Source organism: Micromonospora sp. NPDC048839 (assembly GCF_040649915.1).
In the GTDB taxonomy this organism is placed as follows: Bacteria; Actinomycetota; Actinomycetes; order Mycobacteriales; family Micromonosporaceae; genus Micromonospora.
Map to the genome: position 1 here is coordinate 282,009 of NZ_JBEZGL010000005.1, position 20,296 is coordinate 302,304.

Below are 20,296 nucleotides of genomic sequence, written 5' to 3' on the forward strand. Positions count from 1 at the left end.
TGGCCGCAGTCGCGGCGAGGTGCCGGGTCAGCTCAGCCGACGGTGGCCGCGGTCGCGGCGAGGTGCCGGGTCAGCTCAGCCGACGGTGGCCGCGGTCGCGGCGAGGTGCCGGGTCAGCCAGGCGGCGGTGGCCGTCCGGGCCGCCTCCTGGTTGGCCCGCGCCAGGAAGTCGTGCCCCTCGCCGGTGAGCACCAGGTGCCGGTGCGGCACGACCCGGGCGGCGAGGGCCCGCGCCACCTGCGCCGACTCGCCGGCCGGCACGTTCGTGTCGTTCGCGCCGTGGATGAGCAGCACCGGCACGTCCAGCCGGTCGATGTGGGTCAGCGGCGACAGGTCACGCAGCAGCTCCGCGTCCCGCCGTGGATCGCCGTACTTGCTGACGGCGGCGGCGGCGATCCACGGCTCGGTGCCGGCGTAGAAGGTGTGGAAGTCGGAGATGCCGCACTCGGCGACCCCGGCGGCGAACAGCCCGGGGAAGTTCACCAGCACCGCGAGGACCAGGTAACCGCCGTAGGAGCGGCCCAGACAGCCGAGCTGACCGGGCCGGGCGACACCGGCGTCGACGAGGAACTCGGCGCAGGCCGCCACGTCGGCGATCGCACCGTAGCGGCCGGCGAGGTTGTCGGCGGCGACGAAGGAGCGGCCGAACCCGGACGACCCGCGGACGTTCGGCGCGAACACGGCGACACCCTGCGCCACGAGGGCCTGGAACAGCGGGTTGTAGCCGGGGCGCTCCTGCGCCTCCGGGCCACCGTGCAGGCTGATCGCGGTCGGCCAGGGACCCGGGCCGGCCGGGCGGTAGAGCCAGCCGGAGAGCGGCAACCCGTCCTGGGCACGCAGGTCGACAAGTTGTGGCGCGACCCCGCCGCCGCTCGTGCCGGTGGGCGGGGCGCTCGGCCGCAACGGGCGCAGCGCGCCGGACGACGGGTCGACGAGCCAGACCTCCCGGGGCTGCACCGGCCCCTGCGCGGTCAGGCAGAGCAGGTCGCCGCCGGCGGCGAACACGGCGTCGTCGAGCACCTCCCCAGGAGCGCCGACGGCCCGCTGCACGCCGTCGGTGAGGTCGAGCAGGCCCAGCTCGCTGCGCCCGCCGTAGGTGTTCCACAGCAGCGCGACACGGCGGCCGTCCGTGCTCGGAGCGGCGTGCTCCAACTCGGCGTCCGGTCGCCCGGCGAGCCGGGTCGGCGTCCGCTCCGGTCGGGTCAGGTCGACCCGTACCAGCGCGGCCAGCTCCGAGAACGCGTCGGTACGGGCCAGCACGCTGGTGCCGTCCGGGCCGAACCAGCCCTGGTCGGTGCTGCCCTGGCCGGTGTCCGGGAACAACCGCAGCTGTTCGCCTGTCGCCACGTCGAGCAGCTCCAGCCACCGGGCGTTGCGGGGGCCACGGCGCAGCAGGGCGGCACCGGCGTCCGGGGTCACGTCCAGGAGGGTGAGCAGGTCACCCTCGGCGAGCACCCGCCGGTGCCCGGTGCCCGCGTCGACCAGGACGGCCCGGCCCCGCTCGTCGGTCTCGGTGACCATCAGGACCGCGCCGTCGGGCAGCCAGCCGGCCAGCGCGGCGCTGCACCTGCCGAACCCGGCGACCTGCCGGCGTCGCGAACCGTCCGGGCGCAGCACCCACAGCTCGGTGCGGGGCGCGCCACCGGGGGCGACGACGCAGGCCAGCCACCGCCCGTCCGGGGACCAGCTCAGCGCCAGCACCGGCTCGTCACCGGTGGGCAGCACGACGGCCTCGGCGGTGTCGACGTCGCGGACCCAGACTCGTGGGCTGCCGCCCTGGTCGGAGAGGTACGCGATCCGGCGGCCGTCGGGCGACGGCGCCGGACGGTACTCCTCGCCCACGGGCACCGGCACCGCCGGCGCAGGGCTGGCCGGTCGGGTCCGCCAGACGGTACGCGGCACCTCGGTCCGAACGATCATCTAAACCCCGATCCGCTGCAACCAGAGCTCCAGCAGCCCGAGCTGCCAGAGCGCGTTGGAGCCCAGCGTGGTCCGCCGGGCGTTCGGCGCGTCCAGCAACTCCTCCAGGTAGTCCTTGCGGAACAGCCCCCGCTCGCGCGCCGGCTGGGCGGTCAGCGCGTCCCGGACGTCGTCGAGCAGTGGGCCGGAGAGGTGCCGGATGGCGGGGACCGGGAAGTAGCCCTTCGGCCGGTCGATCACCTCGTCCGGGACGATGCCCCGGCTCGCCGCCTTGAGCACGCCCTTGCCGCCCTGGGCCAGCTTCAGCGCGGGTGGGCAGGCCGCGGCCAGCTCGACCACCTCGTGGTCGAGGAACGGCACGCGCGCCTCCAACCCCCAGGCCATCGTCATGTTGTCGACCCGTTTGACCGGATCGTCGACGAGCATCACCAGGCTGTCCTGGCGCAGCGCCGCGTCCAGCGCGGTGTCCGCGCCGGGCGCGCCGAAGTGGGCGGCGACGAACTCCAGGCTCGCGTCGTGGTCGAGCATCCACTCGGGCGCCAGGTGCCCGCCGAGCGCGTCGTGCCGACGGTCGAAGAACACCTGGGCGTACGCCTCGACGGCGTCCGCGCGGGCCACGTTGGCCATCGGCGGGTACCAGTCGTAGCCGGCCAGGATCTCGTCGGCGCCCTGCCCGGACTGCACCACCGTGATGCGCTGCGAGACCTCCTCGGAGAGCAGGTGGAACGCGACGCAGTCGTGGCTGACCATCGGCTCGCTCATCGCCGCGATGGCGTCGTGCACGGCGGGGACGAACCGGCTGGCACCGATGCGGATCTGCTGGTGGTCGGTGTCGAAGTGGCGGGCCACCAGGTCGGAGTAGTGGAACTCGTCGCCGCTCTCCCCCGCCGCCGCCTCGAACCCGATGCTGAAGGTGGCCAGCCCGGTCTGGCCCTGCTCGGCCAGCAGCGCGACGATCAGGCTGGAGTCGAGCCCGCCGGAGAGCAGCACCCCGACCGGCACGTCGGCGACCATCCGTCGGCGTACGGCGGTGCGCAACGCCGCCATGAGCCGTTCCTGCCATTCGTCGGCGGACATCGGGTCGGCCGCGGCCCGGTTGAACTGCGGCTGCCAGTAGAGCGTGTCGGTGCTCCGGCCGTCCGCGGTGATCACCCGCACGGTGGCCGGTGGGAGCTTGCGGACCCCGGCGAGGATCGTGCGCGGTGGGGGCACCACCGAGTGGAAGGTCATGTAGTGGTGCAGCGCCACCGGGTCGAGGTCGGTGTCCACGTCACCGGCGGCGAGCAACGCCGGCAGGGTCGAGGCGAAGCGGACCCGTCCCGGCCCCTCGGACACGTAGAGCGGCTTGATGCCGAGCCGGTCGCGGGCCAGCACCAGGGTGTGCGTGGCCAGCTCGACCAGGGCGAACGCGAACATCCCGTAGAACCGTTCGACGCAGGCCGTCCCCCACCTGTGGTACGCCTTGAGGATCACCTCGGTGTCGGAGGTCGACCGGAAGGAGTAGCCGAGGCCGGTCAGCTCGTCGCGCAGCTCCCGGTAGTTGTAGATGCAGCCGTTGAAGACCAGGGCCAGGCCCAGTTCGGGGTCGACCATCGGCTGGGCGCCGGCGTCGGAGAGGTCGATGATGCGCAACCGGCGGTGCACCAGGGCCGCCGGCCCGTGCTGCCACACACCCGCACCGTCCGGGCCTCGGGGGGCCAGGACGGGGAGCATCCGCTCGACGGCGGCAACGTCCGGTGGCGTCCCGTCGAGGCGTAACTCGCCTCCGATACCGCACATGGCACTCACCTCTCATCGGCTCGGATCCGCTCGGGCCGCTGACCGGTCCAGGTTTGGCGGACCGGGTTGCGAACCGATGACGGGTTGGTCAACCGTGCGTTACACCGAATTCTGCTCGTCTCCACCGAGCAGCCAGGTGTCCTTCGACCCACCGCCTCGCGACGAGTTGACGATCATGCTGCCGGCGGGTGCGACCCTGGTCAGCGCCACCGGCGCGACCTCGGCCTGCTCGCCGAGGAACACGAAGGCCCGCAGGTCGACGTGGCGGGGAACGAGAGCCGTCCCGTCGAAGACCGGGTGGGTGGTGAGCGAGACCATCTCCTGGGCGATCCACCGGTGCGGGGCCGCGAGGATCTGCTCCCGGACGGCGTCCAGCTCCTCCGCCTCGGCCCGCGGGCCGATCACCACGCGGTCGCCGCCGTACCCGTCGACCGGCTTGAGCACCAACTGGTCGAGCCGGTCCAGCACCTCGGCCCGCTGCTCGGGCAGCCCACACAGGTACGTCGGCACGTCCCCCAGCAGGGGCTTCTCGCCCAGGTAGTACTCGATCAGTCGGGGCACGTACGCGTACAGCGCCTTGTCGTCGCCGACGCCGTTGCCCAGCGCGTTGGCGAGCGTGAGCCGCCCGGCGTGCACCGCGGCGAGCAACGGCCAGCCCAGCGGCACCCCGTCGGCGCCGGGCGCGTGCAGCAGCGCCTCCTCGTCCATCCGTAGGTAGATCACGTCGACCCGGCTGCGGATGCCGGCCCGGACCAACCAGACCCGACCCTCCTCCACCAGCAGGTCGCTGGTCTCGGTCAGTGGCACCGCCATCTCGTCGGCGAGCAACCGGTGCTCGAACCACGCGGGGTCACCCGGGCCGCTGCTGAGGACCACCACGGCGGGATCGTCGGCCGCAGCGGGCGCGGCGGCGATCAGCGCCCGGTACAGCATCGCGGGCGTCTCGTCGGCGGGCAGCAGGTCGTCGGGCACCGGCAGCTCCGGGAGCACCGCCTGGGTGAGCCGGCGGTTCTGCACCGCGTAGCCGATCCCGGAGGGCACCCGCAGGTTGTCCTCCAGGACGTACCAGCCGCCGTCCGGGTCCCGGACCAGGTCGGTCCCGGACACCTGGGCGCGGGTGCCCCGCCGGCCCATCAGCGCGCCGGTCGGGCGCAACCCGGGTGAGGACTCCACCACCCACGCCGGCACCACGCCGTCGGCCACCACGGCCCGGTCGCCGTAGACGTCCCGGAGGAACGCGTCCAGGGCGTGGGCACGCTGCACCAGGCCGGTGCGCAGGGTCCGCCAGTCGGCGGCCGGCACCACGCGAGGCACCAGGTCGACCGGGAAGAGCCGGGTGCTCGCCTCACCGGCCACGCTGAACGTCACGCCCCGCGCGCGCTGCTCCTCGTCCCGGTCGTGCTCCCGCTGACGGAGGGCGCCGGCACCGAGGTGGCGCAGGGCCGCCAGGATCGGGGCGTACGCCGGCTCCGGCCCGACCGCTCCGAAGACCTCGTCACCGGCATCGGCGTACGTGGGCAGCTCCGGTGGTGTGTGCGCACCCGGCAGCGTCTCGCGGACCCGGCCCCGGGTCTCATCGAGGAGCAGGTCCACCACGTCGGCCAGCCGGCCGCGACGCTCGTACGCCCGCCGCTGCCGCGCGGCGGAGCTACCGCGCTCCAGGGCGTACCGGGTCAGCTCCCGGATCTGCTCCCAGTCACCGGTCGCCTCCAGTTGCGGGCGCAGGTCGGTCACCAGGCGGCGGACCGCCTCGGCGGCCGGCACCGGCCGGGCCGAGCGGGGTAGGTCGAGCAGGTCACCCTCCAGGCCGGAGCGGGCCGCCCGCCACACGGCGGCTCGCAGCACCGGGGGCCGCACGGCGGTGCGCTCCACCCCGGCGCGCAGGGCGGCGACCTCCCGCCGGACCAACGCCCGGAACAGGCCGGTGAGCAGGACGATGGTCTCCACGTCGGCGTTGGCGTCGGTGATGCGCAGCTCCACGGTGGGGACGTGCGCCGACGGCCGGACATCGAAGTAGATCATGGCGGGGTCGGTGATCGTCTCGGAGGAGATCAGCTCGGCGACCAGGGCCTCGTGATCCGCCGCGCTGGTCACCTCGCCCGGGTCACCCGCCGTGGGCCAGCGCTGCCAGACCAGCGACCGCATGCTGGCGTAGCCGCTGTCCTGACCCATCCAGTACGGCGAGCTGGTCGACAGGGCGAGCAGCACCGGCAGCCACGGCTGGACCCGGCGGGTGACCGCGACGGCCAGGTCCCGGTCGGTCACCCCGACGTGCACCTGCGCGCCGCAGATCAACTGCTCCCGCGCGAGCAGCTGGTACTCGTCGAGCATCCGCCGGTACCGGGAGGTCGGGGTGACGCTCGGGTCGCCGTCGGCACGCAACGGCACCGTACCGGCCGCCACGATGCCCAGCCCGGCCCGGTCGGCGACCTGCACGGCCAGCCGGCGCAGCCGGGTCAGCTCGGCGCGGATCTCGTCCAGGGTGCGGCAGACCGCGGTGTTGGTCTCCACCACGCTGCGGTGCAACTCCGCGGTGAACGAGTCGGCCGGCAGCCGGTCGAGCAACTCTCCCGCCCGGGGCACCAGCTCCCTGGTGTGCAGGTCGACGACGTGGAACTCCTCCTCCACACCGAGCGTGGCGAGATCCGCCGGGTCGCCGTCGTCGAGGGTCGCGGCCGTGTTGGCGCGCGGCGTGGGCACTGCCCGGCCGTTGCCGGACCGGCTGGTCGGCCCGTCGAACGTCGGCACGTTCGTGGTGTTGTCGGCCATGGTCACCCCGGTTCGCGTATCGGTGGTCGTGGCTGTCCGACGAGCGTTCCCAGGTTTGGTACCGGGCGTGTTTCCGGTGCGTTAAGGTGGCGGACCGTTCTGCCTCGGGCCACTCAGCGATGGCGGAACACCGCGATGTCGGGGTGTCGCGCCGCAGCGGACACCCCGACATTGGCGATCTGGAGTTGATCAAGCGTGCGCGGCCGGGTTACCTCATGTTCGCCACCACGAACGGCGCGTGGCCGTGCAGGTAGTTGCTCCACCCGCCGGTCACCGGCGCGCCGGGGCTGAGCAGGTTCGTCGTGTCGGTGCCGACGTCGAGCTTCCACGCCGTCCAGGAGATGCCGTTCGCCCTCATCCAGTCGATCCAGGACTGCGCCTCGGGCAGGCAGGAGCGTCCGTCGAGCCCGCCATCGGCGTTGCTGGCGCCCCACTCGGTGACGAAGAGCGCGAGGCCGGCACGGATCGCCGCGTCACCCTTGGCCCGCAGCGACGCGCCGTGCGTGCACGAGTAGAAGTGCAGGGTGTACATCAGGTTGGTGCCGCTCACCGGGCTGGCCGCCGCCACGTCCACGTCCTGCGACCAGGTCGGTGTGCCGAGCACGACGATGTTGTCCGGGTCGGCGGCGCGGATCGCGGAGACCACCGCCTGGTGGTACGGCTTGATGACGCTGGTCCAGCTCACCTGCAACGGCTCGTTGTACGGCTCCCAGATGACGTTGGGCAGGTGGCCGTAGCGGCGGGCCAGGTCGCCGAAGAACGCCACCGCCTGGGACTGGTTGTTCTGCGCCTCGTGCGCGTGCCAGTCGACGATCACGTACACCCCGGCGGTGACCGCGTTGTTGATGATGGTCTCCACCTGCGCCCGCGCCCTGGCCGGGTCACTCAGGTACGCGCCGGCCGGCTCCACGCCCATGGCCGCGCGGATCACCTGGAGGTTCCAGTTGTCCCGCATCCACCTGAGCGCGGAGAGATTCTCGGCGTACGGGGCGGTCTCCCAGTTGAGCCACATGCTGCTGATGCCGCGCAACTGCACCCGCGCGCCGGACCTGTCGCACATCGTCGTGCCGCAGACCCGGAGCTGCCCGTGCCGCTCGACGGGTGTGCCGGTGCTCGGCGGCGGGGTGGTCGGTGGCGGAGTCGTGGGCGGAGTGGTCGTCGGGGGCAACGTGGTCGGTGGCGCCGTCGTCGGTGGCGTGCCACCGGTGCAGGACGCGCCGTTCACCGTGCAGTTGAGCGGAGTGCCGGTGCCGTTGACGAGAAAGCCGAACGACGTCGAGGCCCCGGCGGCGAGCGCGCCGTTCCAGGACACGTTGGTGAAGGTGTAGTGGCTGCCGGAGGTCGTCTGCTGGGCGTTCCACGACTGGTTGACGCTCGATCCGGCCGGCAGGTCGAACTCGACGCGCCAACTGTTGATCTGGGCGGAGGTGTTGTTGGTGACGGTGACCTGCCCCTGGTAGCCGTTGCCCCAGTTGTTGGTCACGGAGAACACGGCGGTCGCCGCGCTGGCCGGTGTGGCGACTGTCGCCACCGCACCGGCGAGCAGGCCGGCGACGGCCAGAGTCGTGACAAGTCTCAGTGCGCGCATGGTGAACCCGCTTCGGTCGATCGACGGTGATGGCCTGGGGCGGGGCGGCGCCTGCGGCCGACAGTATCGATCATCGGCTATGCAGTTCAAGGTCGGGCCACTGATTTTCTCGGCTGCTCGGACTCAGTGCGGCCCGATGGTCACCACCCGCGCCCACTCCGGTGGCCTGAGCGGCACGCGGTCCGCGTCCTCGGTCCACGACCCCCGGCCCCGGGGAAAGAGGCCCACCACCGTCCGCGCCACCGGGCGGGCGCGCGGCCAGGGCGTCTGCCCGTCGGTGAGCGCCACGATGACGTCCGGCCGGACCCGCTGCGCACGGGTGAACCCGGTCCGCAGATCCGTGCCACCACCGCCGATCAGCGGGATCTCCTCCGCGCGACACAGTGCGTGCACCGCCCGGGCCGCCGCGTCGCACGGCACCACGCTCACCAGGTCGCGTCGACCGCCCACGGCCCGGGATATCGCCGCCACCTCAAGCAGCGCGCTACCCAACTCGGCGTCGCTGACCGACCCGGACGTGTCGACGATGACGCAGACCGTCGGAGGTCGGCGGCGCAGGCTGGGCAGAATCACGCCCGGCACGCCCTGGGACCGCCGGGACGGCCGGCCGTAGCTGTGGTCCGTACCGGTCCCGGCCGCCACCGCCGCCGAGCGGACCGCCGCCCCCAGCAGGTCACGCCACGGCTGCGGTGGGTGGAACGCCTGCTCCGCCCACCGTCGCCACCCCTGAGGCACGGATCCGGGGCGGCCGGTGATGCCCTCCGCCACCCGGAACCGGACCGCGTCGCGCTCCTGCTCGCTGAGGCCCTGTGCGCCGTCCGGTCCCAGGTCCCACTCCCGTTCCAGCCCGTCCGCGCCACTGCCACAGTCCAACCAGACCAGACCCTGCGTACGCGGACCCAGCCCGAACTGGCGCAGGTAGTCCTCCATCAACTCCCCCGGGCGGAGGCCCAGCGACGCCGGCTCGACGGCGCCCTCGGGCATCGTCAACCCGTCACCGAAGACGTCGTCGTTGATCTCGCAGTCCGCGGCGATGTTCATGCGCAGCCGCTCCCCCGGGCCGTTGAGCCCCCGGTCCCGGGCGACCCGGTCACCGCGGCCATGGTGGTCGCGCAGCAGATGCGACACCTCGTGCACCCACACCCCGGCGAGTTGCTCCAACGGGGTGCGGTCCACGAACGTCGGCGAGACGTAGCAGCGCCAGTGCCGGTCCACCGCCATCGTCGGCACCTGCCGCGACGCCACCGGGTGCAGGGCGAACAACGCGGTCGCCAGGTAGGGACGCACCCGGGCGGCGTACAGGCGGGCGGCGTACAGCTTGTCGACGTCGAGCGTCGTCCGGACGCCCGCGTTCATCGCCCGGCCCCGGCGGTGGCCGCGATCCGGGTCGCCACCTGGTCGGCTCGCCGGGACAGCGACACCGCCCCGGCGAGGCGTTCGATCGTCGCGGGCACGTCCCAGTCCTCGCGGCGCAGGCTGGCGAGAGTGGTCGCGGGGACCACCACCAGGTCCGGCGGGCCCGTGTCCACGGCCCGCGCCAACAGCACCCACGCCGCGTCCCACCGGGACCGCTCCGGGCGGTTGCGGACCGCGGCCACCACGGCGTCCAACACGGCCTGCCGCAGATCCCCCCGCTCGGGCAGCACCGCCGCGGCCGGGTCAGCCAGCAGGTCCTCCGGGTCGGGCAGGTCCATCCGATCCATGCTGGCCAGCAGCTCCAATCCGGGGCCGTCGCCGACCGTGCCCCGGACCAGGAGCGACAGCACCTCACGGGAGACGCCCGCCGCCGTCGCGAAGGCGGTCAGGCGCAGCGCCATCTCCCAGCTCCGCGGGGACGGCCACGGCCCGCCCCGGGCGGCGTCGGTGGTGGGCAGCCGGTGCACGAGATCCGGACGGACGGACAGCAGACCGCACACCGCCCGGCGGGCGAAGGTGACGGCCTCCGGCAGCAGGTCCGGGTCGAGCCGGGGCAGCGCCGCACGCGGCCAGGTGCCACCGAGTCCGCGTACGACGATCTCGTGGTCGTGGGTCCACTGCAGATGGACGAAGCGGTTGGCCAACGGTGGACTCAGCTCCCATCCCTCGGCGGCCGACGACCGTGGGTTGGCGGCGGCGACGATCCGTACGCCGGGTGGCAGCCGCAGGGCGCCGACGCGGCGCTCCAGGACGAGGCGCAGCAGGGCGGCCTGGACGGCGGGCGGCGCGGTGGACAACTCGTCGAGGAACAGCAGGCCCCGACCCGCCCGGACCAGGCGCACCGCCCAGTCCGGCGGGGCCATCGGGACGCCCTGGTTCGCCGGGTCGTCGCCGACGATCGGCAGTCCCGAGAAGTCGGACGGCTCGTGGACGCTGGCGACGACTGTCGTCAGGGGAAGGTCCAGGGTCGCGGCCAGGTGGGTCAGGGCCGCCGTCTTGCCGATGCCGGGCGCTCCCCAGAGCAGGACGGGCAGATCCGCCGCCACGGTCAGCGTCAGGGCCGACAGCTGGATGTCGGTACGGGGTTCGGTGGTGGTCGCGCTCAGCAGAGCGATCAGGTCGTCGGCGACATCGAGTTGGGGACTGGACGCAGGCATGGTCATCACCTTTTTGGGTTGGCGTTGGGTGCGGTGGGAGTCGTACCGGGAAGAGCCGGTGTTCGGTCAGCCGGATGTCGCCTGGCGCGTGCGCCGCCGGCGCACGCCCGAGCGGCGGGGTCCGTCGGCGGTGGGGCCGCGCCCGGCCCCGATCAGGCCGGCCCGGAACAGGCCGTGGTTGATCCGCCGCTGCGCGGCGGACTCGAGTTCGTCGCGCAGGGCGCCGTCGCGCAGCAGCGCCTCGGGGCCGAGCAGGGCCTCGACGGTGGCCAGCGCGCCGGCGGTGTCGCCGTGGTCGAGCCGCGCCCGCACGTCGGGAAGGCACTCCGGTTGTCGGTGCGCCTCGTCGATGGCCCGCAGGCAGGGCAGCGGGGTCCCGGTGAGCGCGGCCAGCAGCTCCTCCCGGCGGATCTCGGCCGGGTCGTGGTCCAGCGCGGCGAGCACCCCGTCGACCAGGCCGATGCGATGCAGGGCGCCTCGGCACGGCACCAGGCGCGGTGCCGAGGCCCGATCCGACGCCGCCGGGCGGGTGGACACCTGACGTTCGGGCACCAGCGCCGCCGCGACCAGGGGATGCAGTTCGGCCGGCTCGATCAGCCCGGCGCGCAGCAGCGCCAGGTCGGGCAGCACCCAGGTCGCCGCGTCGGGCAGCACCGGCAGCCCGGTCCCGCCCGCCCGCGGGCCGACCCGCGCCAGGGCTGACCGCTCGTCATCCGCGCCCGCCACCACACCAGCTCGTGGGTCGGGGGGCAGGACCAGCCGGCGTCCGGTGCCGAGCCGCACCGCGACGGCACCGTTGGTCCGTCCCTCGGCCGCGAGCAGAAGCGCCGCCTCGGCTCGCCACCGGTCGATCGCGTACCGGTACGCGTCGACAGTCGTCACCAGTTCGTCGGGGACGCCCTCGGGTGGGACCGAGGCCCGGCCCGCGCCCGATCGGGTGCGCAACTCCGTGGTCCGGCGCGCGTCGAACAGGTGGCGGTGCAGGTCGAGGCGGAACCGCTTGTCGGGGTGCGGATGTCGGCCGGACCCCTCCCACAGTCCGAGGCTGATCCGTTGCCCGGCATCCGCCCAGGCCGGCGGAGTACGGGCCACCAGGTGCACCGTGCCACCGGTGGGCTGCTCCGGGTCGTACCGGATCAGCGAGATGGTCAGGCCCGGACGCAGCAGACCATCGGGGGCGACCCTCGGTAGGTGCCAGCGCAGCAGGTCAGGGGCCAGGTGACGGAGGTCCGCCCGAAGCCGTGCCGCCAACTCTCGACCGTGGCGGTGGGCGACCGCTCGCAGGCTGAGGTCGGCATCGACACGCGCGGCGGCACACGCCCCACCCCAGTCACCGACCAGGCGGCGAGCACCCGCTCGCTCGATCATGGACGGCGGCACGGCGAACTCGCGCACGCGCCGCCAGCAGGACAGTCGAGAATCCGCATCCGCGGCCCGGGAGTGCATCAGCACTCACCGTTCGCGGATCGGACCCCCAATCTGAAACGAGAGGAAGTGATCATCGCGGCGGAGCATACCGCCCCGGGTCCCGGGTCCGCCAGAGCCGGCGGTGGCGCGCAGAGCAGCGGACCCGGCGTCAGGTCGGGCGGGGACCGACCCGACCGGGCCGGTCCCCGCGGCGCTCAGGCCGTCGGACGTACCGCGTAGGCCAGGTGGGTGACGCCGTTGCCCTCGACGACGCGCAGGGGGCCGTCGAGTTGCAGGGGCGCGATCCTCAGGTCGGCGAACAGGGGGATGCCGCTGCCGAGCACCACCGGCACGAGATCGACGTGCACCTCGTCGAGCAGGCCGGCCTCGACGACCTGGGCCGCGATGGTGCCACCGTTGACGCCCACCTCCTTGCCGCCGGCCAGCGCCTTCGCCCGCTCGAGGGCGCTGGCGATGCCGTCGGTGACGAACACGAAGGACTCACTCTCCGGCTCCCACCCCGCCGGCACGCTGTGCGTGACGACCACGACGGGAACGTCCATCGGGTGCCGGCCACCCCACCCCTTGGTCATGTCGAACAGCCGCCGGCCGACGACCAGCACCCCGGTCCGCTCGGTGAGCTCCCGCAGGTGCCGGGCGCTCGCCGCGGACGTCCGGAACGTCAACGCGGGGTTGGCCGTCGGCGTCTCGACGTCGCCGTTGTCGTACCACTGGAAGAGGTACTCGAAGCCACCGTGGGACGCGTTCGCGATGTAGCCGTCCAACGACATCGTCGCCCCGGTCGTCACCTTCGTCATCGATCCACTCCTTGGTCCATGCCGTGTCTGCCTTCGGGTGGGACCGGATGTGTCCCGGCCCGCACCCGGTGGTCGAAGCCGACGCCGACGCTCTCGACACGTCCACCTGACTATTTTCGACCTCGCGCCGACTGGAGCCCACCGAATCGCCGAGAGCTGGTGCTCAGCGGATCCGGGCGGCGACGACGACAGCGGCAGCGGTCGCCCCGGCGTCGTTGAGGTGCAGGTGATCGCCGTGGTCGTACGCGGGCCGTAGCGCGTCCCGGTCGGCCGGATCGGCGAGGACCCGGTCGAGGTCGACGACGGCGTCGTACGCGCCGCTGGTGCGGATCCAGTGGTTCACCTCGTCGCGGACCGCCTCGTTGGCCGGGGTGTCGTAGCCGGTCGCGTTCTTGATGGGCGGCATCGTGGCGCCGACGATGGTGATCCGCTGGGCGTGGGCGGCCCGGATCAGCGCCCGGTGACCGTCGATGAGCTGCGCGGCGGTCACCACGGGTGAGGCGCCACAGCCGAAGTCGGGGTAGCCGCCGCCACCGATGTCGTTGATGCCGATCAGGACGACCGCCGAGCGCACCCCCGGCTGTCCGAGGGCGTCGCGGCGGAACCGGTCGACGCCCCGCTCGCCGAAGCACGACGAGTCGGCGAGCAGCTTGTTGCCGCCGATGCCGGCGTTGACCACGGCCAGCGGGCGGCCGGCGGCGACCAGGTGCTCGGCCAACTGGTCCGGGTAGCGGTTGTCGGCACCCGGGGTGGAACCGTAGCCGTCGGTCAGTGAGTCACCGAACGTCACCACCGTCCCCCGGGTACGCGTCGACCCGGCGACGTCGACCCCCGCCAGGTGGTACCACGACTGGCTGGTCTCGCCGGAGAACACGGCGCCACGGTGATCTAAGCGGTGATCGCCGGTCGCGCGGTACGTGCTGGTGAGCCCGTCCTGGTGGTAGGTCGCCGGGCCGGTGGCGCCGGCGAAGTACAGCGTCACGGTCAGCGCCTCCAACGCCCGTACCGGCAGGAGCACCGGGTCGGAGGTGGCCTCGGCACCAGCGGCCACCGTGGTCGAGCGCCGCCGGTCGAAGGTCACCGGGACCAGGGTGCCGGGTCGCACCGCCGCCCCGGCGTCCGGCCGGCCCACGGTGGCACCGGTCAGCCGCAGCGGTTGGCTGCCGTACCGGTTGGACACGCGGATCCGGATCCGGGAACCGGCCGCGCTGACCCGGACCACCTGCCGAACCGACTCGTCGGCGAAGCCGGGCACGGACCAGTTCGCGCCGAACCAGTCGTTGCCCGGCACGGGGTGGTGGTGCGCGACCGACCAGGCCGCCGACCAGGTGACCGGGTTGTCGCGGCCGGTGCTCGCGGCGTTCGCCGGGGCGGCCGACGCCAGCAGGAACAGGGCGGTGAGTACGGGGAGGAGGCGGCCTGTCGACATCGACACGGGAGTGTCCCTTCCGGAGGCTTTGGTGGGTGAACTGCCGCCCGTGGCGGCCGATGTGGTTCACCCTGCGCCGGCCGCCTTACCGTCTGCTTACGGTGTTCTGCCGAACCGCCCGCCCTACCCGCGCTTCGCTACAGGACGGTGCCGTACGACGGCTCGCCCGCCACCTCGTAGGTGGCGTAGACGACGCCGGCCCTGGTGGTACGCGAGCCGGTCAGTCGCAGCCCCGCCGGGGCGGTCCCCTCGGCGAAGAGCCGCTTTCCCTGGCCGAGGACGACCGGGAAAATCAGCAGGCGGTACTCGTCGACCAGCCCCGCGGCCTGCAGAGTACGCAGCAGGTCGCTGCTGCCCTGCACGAGCAGCTCACCGTCGGTGCGCTGCTTGAGCGCGGCGACGGTCTCGGCGGCCTCGCCGACCAAGACCTCGGTGTTGTGCCAGTCGGCGGTCATCGGGCTGCGCGTCGCCACGTACTTCGGCATGCTGTTGATCTTCGCCCCGCCGTCCTCGTCGGGGACGTTGGGCCAGTGCCCGGAGAGGGTGTCATAGGACCTGCGGCCCAGCAGCAACCCGTCCGCGCGGTCGAACACCCCGCCCATGATCTCGCCGAATCCCTCGTCCACGTGCGGCGGCAGCCACCCGCCGTGCGGGAACCCGAACGAGTCGTCCTCGCCGGGCCCGCCGGGGCCCTGCATCACACCGTCCAGGGACAGGAACGTCCCCACCACCAGCTTGCTCCCCACGTGGCAGCTCCAATCGCAGGTCAGAGGCAACGATCAATGGTCCGACCCTACTGGCCCGCCACACCGCATGCGGGCCGCCCGAGCCGGGTCGTAGCGTGGGGCGCATGCGAACCACCACGCTGGGCAGCGCAGGCCCCGAGGTCGGCGTCATCGGCCTCGGCTGCATGGGCATGACCCACGCCTACGACGTCACCGGCCCGCGCGACGACGACACCTCGATCGCGGTCATCCACCAGGCACTCGACCTGGGCGCCACGCTCATCGACACGTCCGACGTGTACGGGCCGTACACCAACGAGGAACTGGTCGGGCGGGCGCTGGCCGGCGGTCAACGTGAGCGGGCCGTCCTCGCGACCAAGGCCGGTCTGGTGGTCACGTCCCCCACCGGTGGCCCCGGCAACCTCGCGAAGATCGGCAACAACGGCCGCCCGGAGCACATCCGCGCGGCGATCGACGACAGCCTGCGCCGGCTCGGCACCGACCACGTCGACCTCTACCAGTTGCACCGCGTCGACCCGGAGGTGCCCATCGAGGAGTCCTGGGGTGCGATGGCGGAGATCGTCGCGGCGGGCAAGGCACGGCAGATCGGACTGTCCGAGGTGACGGTGGCCCAGATCGTGCGGGCCCAGGCGGTACACCCGGTGGCATCGGTGCAGTCCGAGTTGTCACTGTGGACCCGCGACCCGCTGGCCGAGGTGCTGCCGTACTGCGTCGAGCAGGGCATCGCCTTCCTGCCGTTCTCCCCGCTCGGTCGCGGTTTCCTGGCCGGCCGGTTCACCTCGTTCGACGATCTGCCCGCCGACGACTTCCGCCGCGGCCTTCCCCGTTTCCAACAGGACGCGCTGCGCGCCAACCTCGCCATCGTCGCCCGGGTCCGGGAGATCGCCGACCGGGCCGGGGTCAGCCCCGCGCAGGTCGCCCTCGCCTGGGTGGTCGCCCAGGGCGCCCAGGTCATCCCGATCCCGGGCACCAAGACCCCGAGGTACCTGGTGGACAACTGCGCCGCCGGCGACGTGCGGCTCAGCGCCGAGGACCTGGCCGACCTGGACGCGCTGCCCGCACCCGAGGGCGGTCGCTACTGAGGCTGCGGCGGCCCGGCACAACGCTCAGCCGGGCCGCCGCAGTGCCACCGGCGGGCCGAACCTGACCCCGACGCCGGGCGAGTAGAGCACGCTGACCGGCGGCCCGACCGGTGCCGGCAGCCCGGCGGCGGCGACCAGCTCGTCGTCCAGGTGCAGCAGCTCGGCCCGGTGCAGCGGCCAGCGCGGATGCCAGTTCGGCAGGTGCAGGGTGCCCCCGTGAGCCCGCGTGTGCAGGCCCCAGCGCGCGGTGACGAAATGCTCAAGGGGGGTCGGGTCGGCGATCCGCTCCCCCACCCGCACCACCATCGCGCTCGTCGTACCCGCCGGCCCAGGCCAGCGTCGCCGGCACCGGTAGCTGCGGCGGTCACCGTCGTGGTCCAACCGCATCCACGACCAGAGGTACGGCAGCCGCAGAGTCGCCCGCGCCACCAGCACCGGCACCAGGCGGGACGCGTCGAGCGAGCGGAACACCACGGCTCGCCGGCCGGCGTCGTCGACCGAGTAGAGCCGGACGTTGGTCTCGGCGAAGGTGCCGAAATACGGCACACCCGGACCGCGGCCGAAGCCCAGCCCGACCATCCGGAAGCCGATCAGGCCGACGAAGCTCACGCCGTCCATCGTGTCCGGGCGGGTGCCGGCCGGCAGCAACGGCGCGACGATCTCCGGGGCGACGGCCCAGTACAGGAAGGTGAGGTCCTCCCAGCGCTGTCGCAGGACCGCCCAGGGGAACGCCTGCCGGGGCGCGTGGTCGACCGGCTCGATGTCCACCTTTCCATCCTGCCCCGACGGGTGGTCTCCGGGTGTCGGTCGGCCGACGGCGTACGCATCCGTCGGGCGGTGGCTGAACGCTTTTGTTCCTGCTGCGGGGATGGCCAGGGTCACTCCGCCGATCGCCAGCAGAAGTGGACGACGCTCGTCCCCTTGGGCTAACTTCGCTGAAGCGGACGATGACCGTCCGGCCGCGGATGACCAGGTGGCGATCTTCCGACAGTGCCGCGGAGCGCTGTCCGCCACCGCACACGCCCGATCCGTACCGCCGATTCGCGGGCGGCTCGTGCTCACCCGTGGAACACCCCTGCCTCAACACCCAGAGAAGGATCAATCATGCCCGCACGCTTCGCAAACAAGGTCATTCTGGTCACCGGTGCCACCTCCGGCATGGGGCAGGCCCTGGTGGAACGGGTCGCCGCCGAAGGCGCGAAGGTCGTCCTGGCCGCTCGCGGCAAGGAGGCCGGCGAGGCACTCGCCGCCACCCTTCGTTCCGCTGGGCGAGACGCGTTCTTCGTACCGACCGACGTGACGGTCGGCACCGAGATGGAGAAGCTGGTGCAGCGAGCGGTCGATCACTACGGCCGACTCGACGGCGTGTTCAACAACGTGGGCGCGGCCACCGCGATCGGTCCGATCACCGAGATCGGCCACGACGCGTGGGCCGCCGAGATGGCGCTCAACCTGAGCAGCGTCTTCTTCGGACTCAGGTACCAGATTCCCGCGCTGCAGGCCTCCGGCGGCGGCTCGATCGTGAACAACGCCTCCGTCAGCGGTGTCACCGGCTCGGCCGGCATGGCCTCCTACAGCGCCGCCAAGCATGGCGTGGTCGGGCTCACCCGCTCGGCGGCACTGGAGGTGGCCGCCACGGGTGTACGGGTCAACGCCCTCGTCACCGGTGGCGTGGACACGCCTCTCCTGCGGCGCAACCTGGGCCCGAACCCGGACGAGGCTCTCCAGTTGGGCAACGCCATGCACCCCGTCGGACGCATCGGGCGACCCGACGAGATCGCCGCGCTTGCCGCCTTCCTGCTGAGCGACGAAGCCCCGTTCATCACTGGCGCCGCGCTCGCGATCGACGGCGGCCTGACCGCCGCGTGACGACCCACTGCCACTCCCTCCCCGGAAGGAACAACGATGCCGACTCCGCACACCGCACCGGACTCTCAACGGTGGAAAGCCCTGCTGTTCATCTCCATCGCCCAACTGATGGTCGTTCTCGACGGCGCCGTCATGAACATCGCTCTGCCCTCGGCCCAGCAGGCGCTGCACTTCACCGACGGAAGTCGTCAGTGGGTGGTCACCGCGTACGGTCTGACCTTCGGGGGGCTCCTGCTGGTCGGGGGCCGGATCGGCGACATGGTGGGACGCAAGCGCGTCTTCCTGATCGCCCTGGCGGGCTTCGCGATCGCCTCGGCGATCGGCGGCCTGGCGGCCAACGCGGAGATGCTGCTGATCGCTCGGGCGTTGCAGGGAGCCTTCGCGGCCCTGCTCGCGCCGGCCGCGCTCTCGCTGATCTCCCTGTCGTTCACGCAGCCCCGGGAACGAGCCAAGGCCTTCGGCGTGTTCGCTGCGGTCTCGATCGCCGGTGGCGCCGTCGGCCTGATCACCGGCGGTCTGCTCACCCAGTACCTGAACTGGCGTTTCGCGATGTTCATCCTGGTTCCGATAGCGGTCATCGGGATCCTGGGCGCCACCGCCACCGTGCACGACAACGGTGAGCGACACCGTTCCCGGCTCGACATCCCCGGCGTGGTGCTGGCGAGCCTCGGTCTCGTCGGCCTGGTCTACGGTTTCAGCGCCGCGGAGAGCCACGGCTGGCTGGCCGGTCCGACCATCGGGTCCTTCGTGGTCGGCGCGCTGCTCCTGACGGCCTTCGTCGTGGTGCAGTCACGGGTGACGGCCCCGCTGCTCCCGCTGCGCGTCCTGAGCGAACGCAACCGGGCCGCCGCCTACCTGTCGGTGGGTCTCGCCATCGTCAGCATGTTCGGGATGTTCCTCCTGCTGAGCTACTACTTCCAGCAGGTCAAGGGATGGTCACCGGTCATGGCCGGGTTGGCGTTCATGCCGATGGCGGTGCTGCAGGCCCTCGGGGCCACACAGGTCGGCGCCCGGCTCGCGCACCGGATCGCGCCGCGGCCGATCATGGTCGGCGGCTACCTCGTCAGCGCGGCTGGCCTCGTGCTGCTCGCCCTGCTCGACGCGGACAGCAGCTTCCTGGAGATCGCGATCGCCGAGGCGGTGGTCGGCATTGGCATCGGCACCGCGTTCATGCCGGCGATGAGCATCTCCACCCACGGTGTCGACGCCACGGACGTCGGTGTCGCCTCCGCAATGATCAGCTCGTCGCAACAGGTCGGAGGGTCGATCGGCGTGGCGCTGCTCAACACCGTCGCGACCAGTACCGCCACCTCCTACCTGGTCACCCACGGCGGTACGGCAGCGCCCGTCCACGTCCAGAACCAGGCGCTGATGCACGGCTACTCGGCCGCGTACTGGCTGGCCACCATCTTCGTCGTGGCCGCGGCCGTGGTCTCCGCGATCCTGGTGAACGCGGGCGCACCGGAGCACCTCCCGACTCCGGCGTCGGACGACGTCACGCTGGACGCCGTCCCGCTGCCCGCTCACTGAGCGGCGGGTCGGCTGGGCGATCGTCGAGATCGTCGCCGCGTCGGCTCCCGACTCTTCTGGTAGCCGGGAACTCACCCGCATCTGTCGGGCGCGCGGCCGATGGGCCGTACGGTCAACAATCGGACGATCGACGTCCGCTTGTGCTACGCTCTCCGGATGCCTGATCTGGACCCGGCGTCCGGGGTCCGCGCGGACGCGCGGCACAACCGACGCCAGCTGATCATCGCGACGAGGGAGGCGATCGCCGCCCGCGGGCTCGACGTCTCGGCCCTGGACATCGCCACCGCCGCCGGCGTGGGAGTCGGCACGCTGTACCGGCGCTTCGGCACCAAGGAAGCGCTGCTCGACAACGCCGTGCTCGGCCTCTACGACGAGTTGTGCGACACCGCACGGGCCTGCCTGGAGCGCCCGGATCCGTGGGACGGACTGGTGGAGTTCGTGCTGGAACTGGCCGGCGCCCACCGGGACAGCCGTGGCCTGGCCGAGGTCACCGCGGCCTGCGACCGGCCGCCAACACCCGAGCTCACGCAGCGCACCGTCGCGCTGCAGGAGGCCGTCACCAAACTGACTGACCGCGCGCACGCCGCGGGTGCTCTCCGTGTCGACGTGACCTGGCCGGACGTCCTGCTCTGCTCACGCGCGGCACTGGACACCGACCACTGCCTCGGTGTCGACGCGGCACCGGACGGGTGGCGGCGAGTCGTCCTGATCCTGCTCGACGGCATGCGCGCCCCTGCGCGCACCCCTCTGCAGGGGCCGCCACCGCAGGTCCGGCCGGCGTAACAC

General features: G+C 72.7%; 15 protein-coding genes. 4 read left to right on the top strand and 11 right to left on the bottom strand.

Translation table 11 applies throughout. The features are described from left to right. Positions 1-75: 75 nt before the first annotated feature. From AB0C25_RS12555 to AB0C25_RS12600, 10 genes are all read right to left on the bottom strand, one after another. Entirely contained in the window at positions 76-1,920 is a 1,845-nt protein-coding gene (locus AB0C25_RS12555; RefSeq protein ID WP_357372483.1) for a S9 family peptidase, read from the bottom strand. Then, on the bottom strand, positions 1,921-3,699 hold the full coding sequence (locus AB0C25_RS12560) for an N-acetylglutaminylglutamine amidotransferase (RefSeq protein WP_357372485.1): 1,779 nt from the start codon (positions 3,697-3,699) through the stop codon (positions 1,921-1,923). Positions 3,700-3,798: 99 nt separating this feature from the next. Next, a complete protein-coding gene (locus tag AB0C25_RS12565; RefSeq protein WP_357372744.1) occupies positions 3,799-6,468 on the bottom strand; it encodes a carboxylate--amine ligase/circularly permuted type 2 ATP-grasp protein in 2,670 nt (889 codons plus the stop codon). Between the two features lie 208 nt (positions 6,469-6,676). After that, complete coding sequence (locus AB0C25_RS12570) at positions 6,677-8,056, bottom strand: cellulase family glycosylhydrolase (protein WP_357372487.1); 1,380 nt, start codon at positions 8,054-8,056, stop codon at positions 6,677-6,679. 123 nt (positions 8,057-8,179) lie between these two features. Further along, a complete protein-coding gene (locus AB0C25_RS12575; protein WP_357372489.1) occupies positions 8,180-9,412 on the bottom strand; it encodes a VWA-like domain-containing protein in 1,233 nt (410 codons plus the stop codon). Beyond that, positions 9,409-10,635 (bottom strand): MoxR family ATPase, encoded by a 1,227-nt coding sequence (locus AB0C25_RS12580; RefSeq protein ID WP_357372491.1) that lies wholly within the window; start codon positions 10,633-10,635, stop codon positions 9,409-9,411. Before AB0C25_RS12580 ends, AB0C25_RS12575 begins: the two co-directional genes overlap by 4 nt. Before the next feature lie 60 nt (positions 10,636-10,695). Beyond that, complete coding sequence (locus AB0C25_RS12585; RefSeq protein ID WP_357372493.1) at positions 10,696-12,075, bottom strand: hypothetical protein; 1,380 nt, start codon at positions 12,073-12,075, stop codon at positions 10,696-10,698. 176 nt (positions 12,076-12,251) lie between these two features. Further along, positions 12,252-12,854, bottom strand: coding sequence for a dihydrofolate reductase family protein (locus tag AB0C25_RS12590; RefSeq protein WP_357372495.1), 603 nt, complete (start codon positions 12,852-12,854; stop codon positions 12,252-12,254). Between the two features lie 163 nt (positions 12,855-13,017). Continuing rightward, positions 13,018-14,283: a GDSL-type esterase/lipase family protein gene (locus AB0C25_RS12595; RefSeq protein ID WP_357372746.1), complete on the bottom strand. Its 1,266-nt coding sequence runs from the start codon at positions 14,281-14,283 to the stop codon at positions 13,018-13,020. Between the two features lie 137 nt (positions 14,284-14,420). Then, entirely contained in the window at positions 14,421-15,029 is a 609-nt protein-coding gene (locus AB0C25_RS12600) for a dihydrofolate reductase family protein (RefSeq protein WP_357372497.1), read from the bottom strand. Between the two features lie 104 nt (positions 15,030-15,133). Between AB0C25_RS12600 and AB0C25_RS12605 the strand changes: the two genes are divergently transcribed. After that, on the top strand, positions 15,134-16,111 hold the full coding sequence (locus tag AB0C25_RS12605) for an aldo/keto reductase (protein WP_357372499.1): 978 nt from the start codon (positions 15,134-15,136) through the stop codon (positions 16,109-16,111). Positions 16,112-16,135: 24 nt separating this feature from the next. Here AB0C25_RS12605 and AB0C25_RS12610 read toward each other — a convergent pair whose 3' ends face one another. After that, a complete protein-coding gene (locus AB0C25_RS12610; protein WP_357372501.1) occupies positions 16,136-16,879 on the bottom strand; it encodes a DUF2071 domain-containing protein in 744 nt (247 codons plus the stop codon). A gap of 336 nt (positions 16,880-17,215) precedes the next feature. On the opposite strand from AB0C25_RS12610, the gene AB0C25_RS12615 reads away from it, so the two are divergent. From AB0C25_RS12615 to AB0C25_RS12625, 3 genes are all read left to right on the top strand, one after another. Further along, positions 17,216-17,980, top strand: coding sequence for a glucose 1-dehydrogenase (locus AB0C25_RS12615; protein ID WP_357372503.1), 765 nt, complete (start codon positions 17,216-17,218; stop codon positions 17,978-17,980). Positions 17,981-18,016: 36 nt separating this feature from the next. Then, entirely contained in the window at positions 18,017-19,510 is a 1,494-nt protein-coding gene (locus tag AB0C25_RS12620; RefSeq protein ID WP_357372504.1) for an MFS transporter, read from the top strand. A 156-nt stretch (positions 19,511-19,666) separates the two neighbouring features. After that, positions 19,667-20,293 (top strand): TetR/AcrR family transcriptional regulator, encoded by a 627-nt coding sequence (locus AB0C25_RS12625; RefSeq protein WP_357372506.1) that lies wholly within the window; start codon positions 19,667-19,669, stop codon positions 20,291-20,293. Positions 20,294-20,296: the final 3 nt, after the last annotated feature.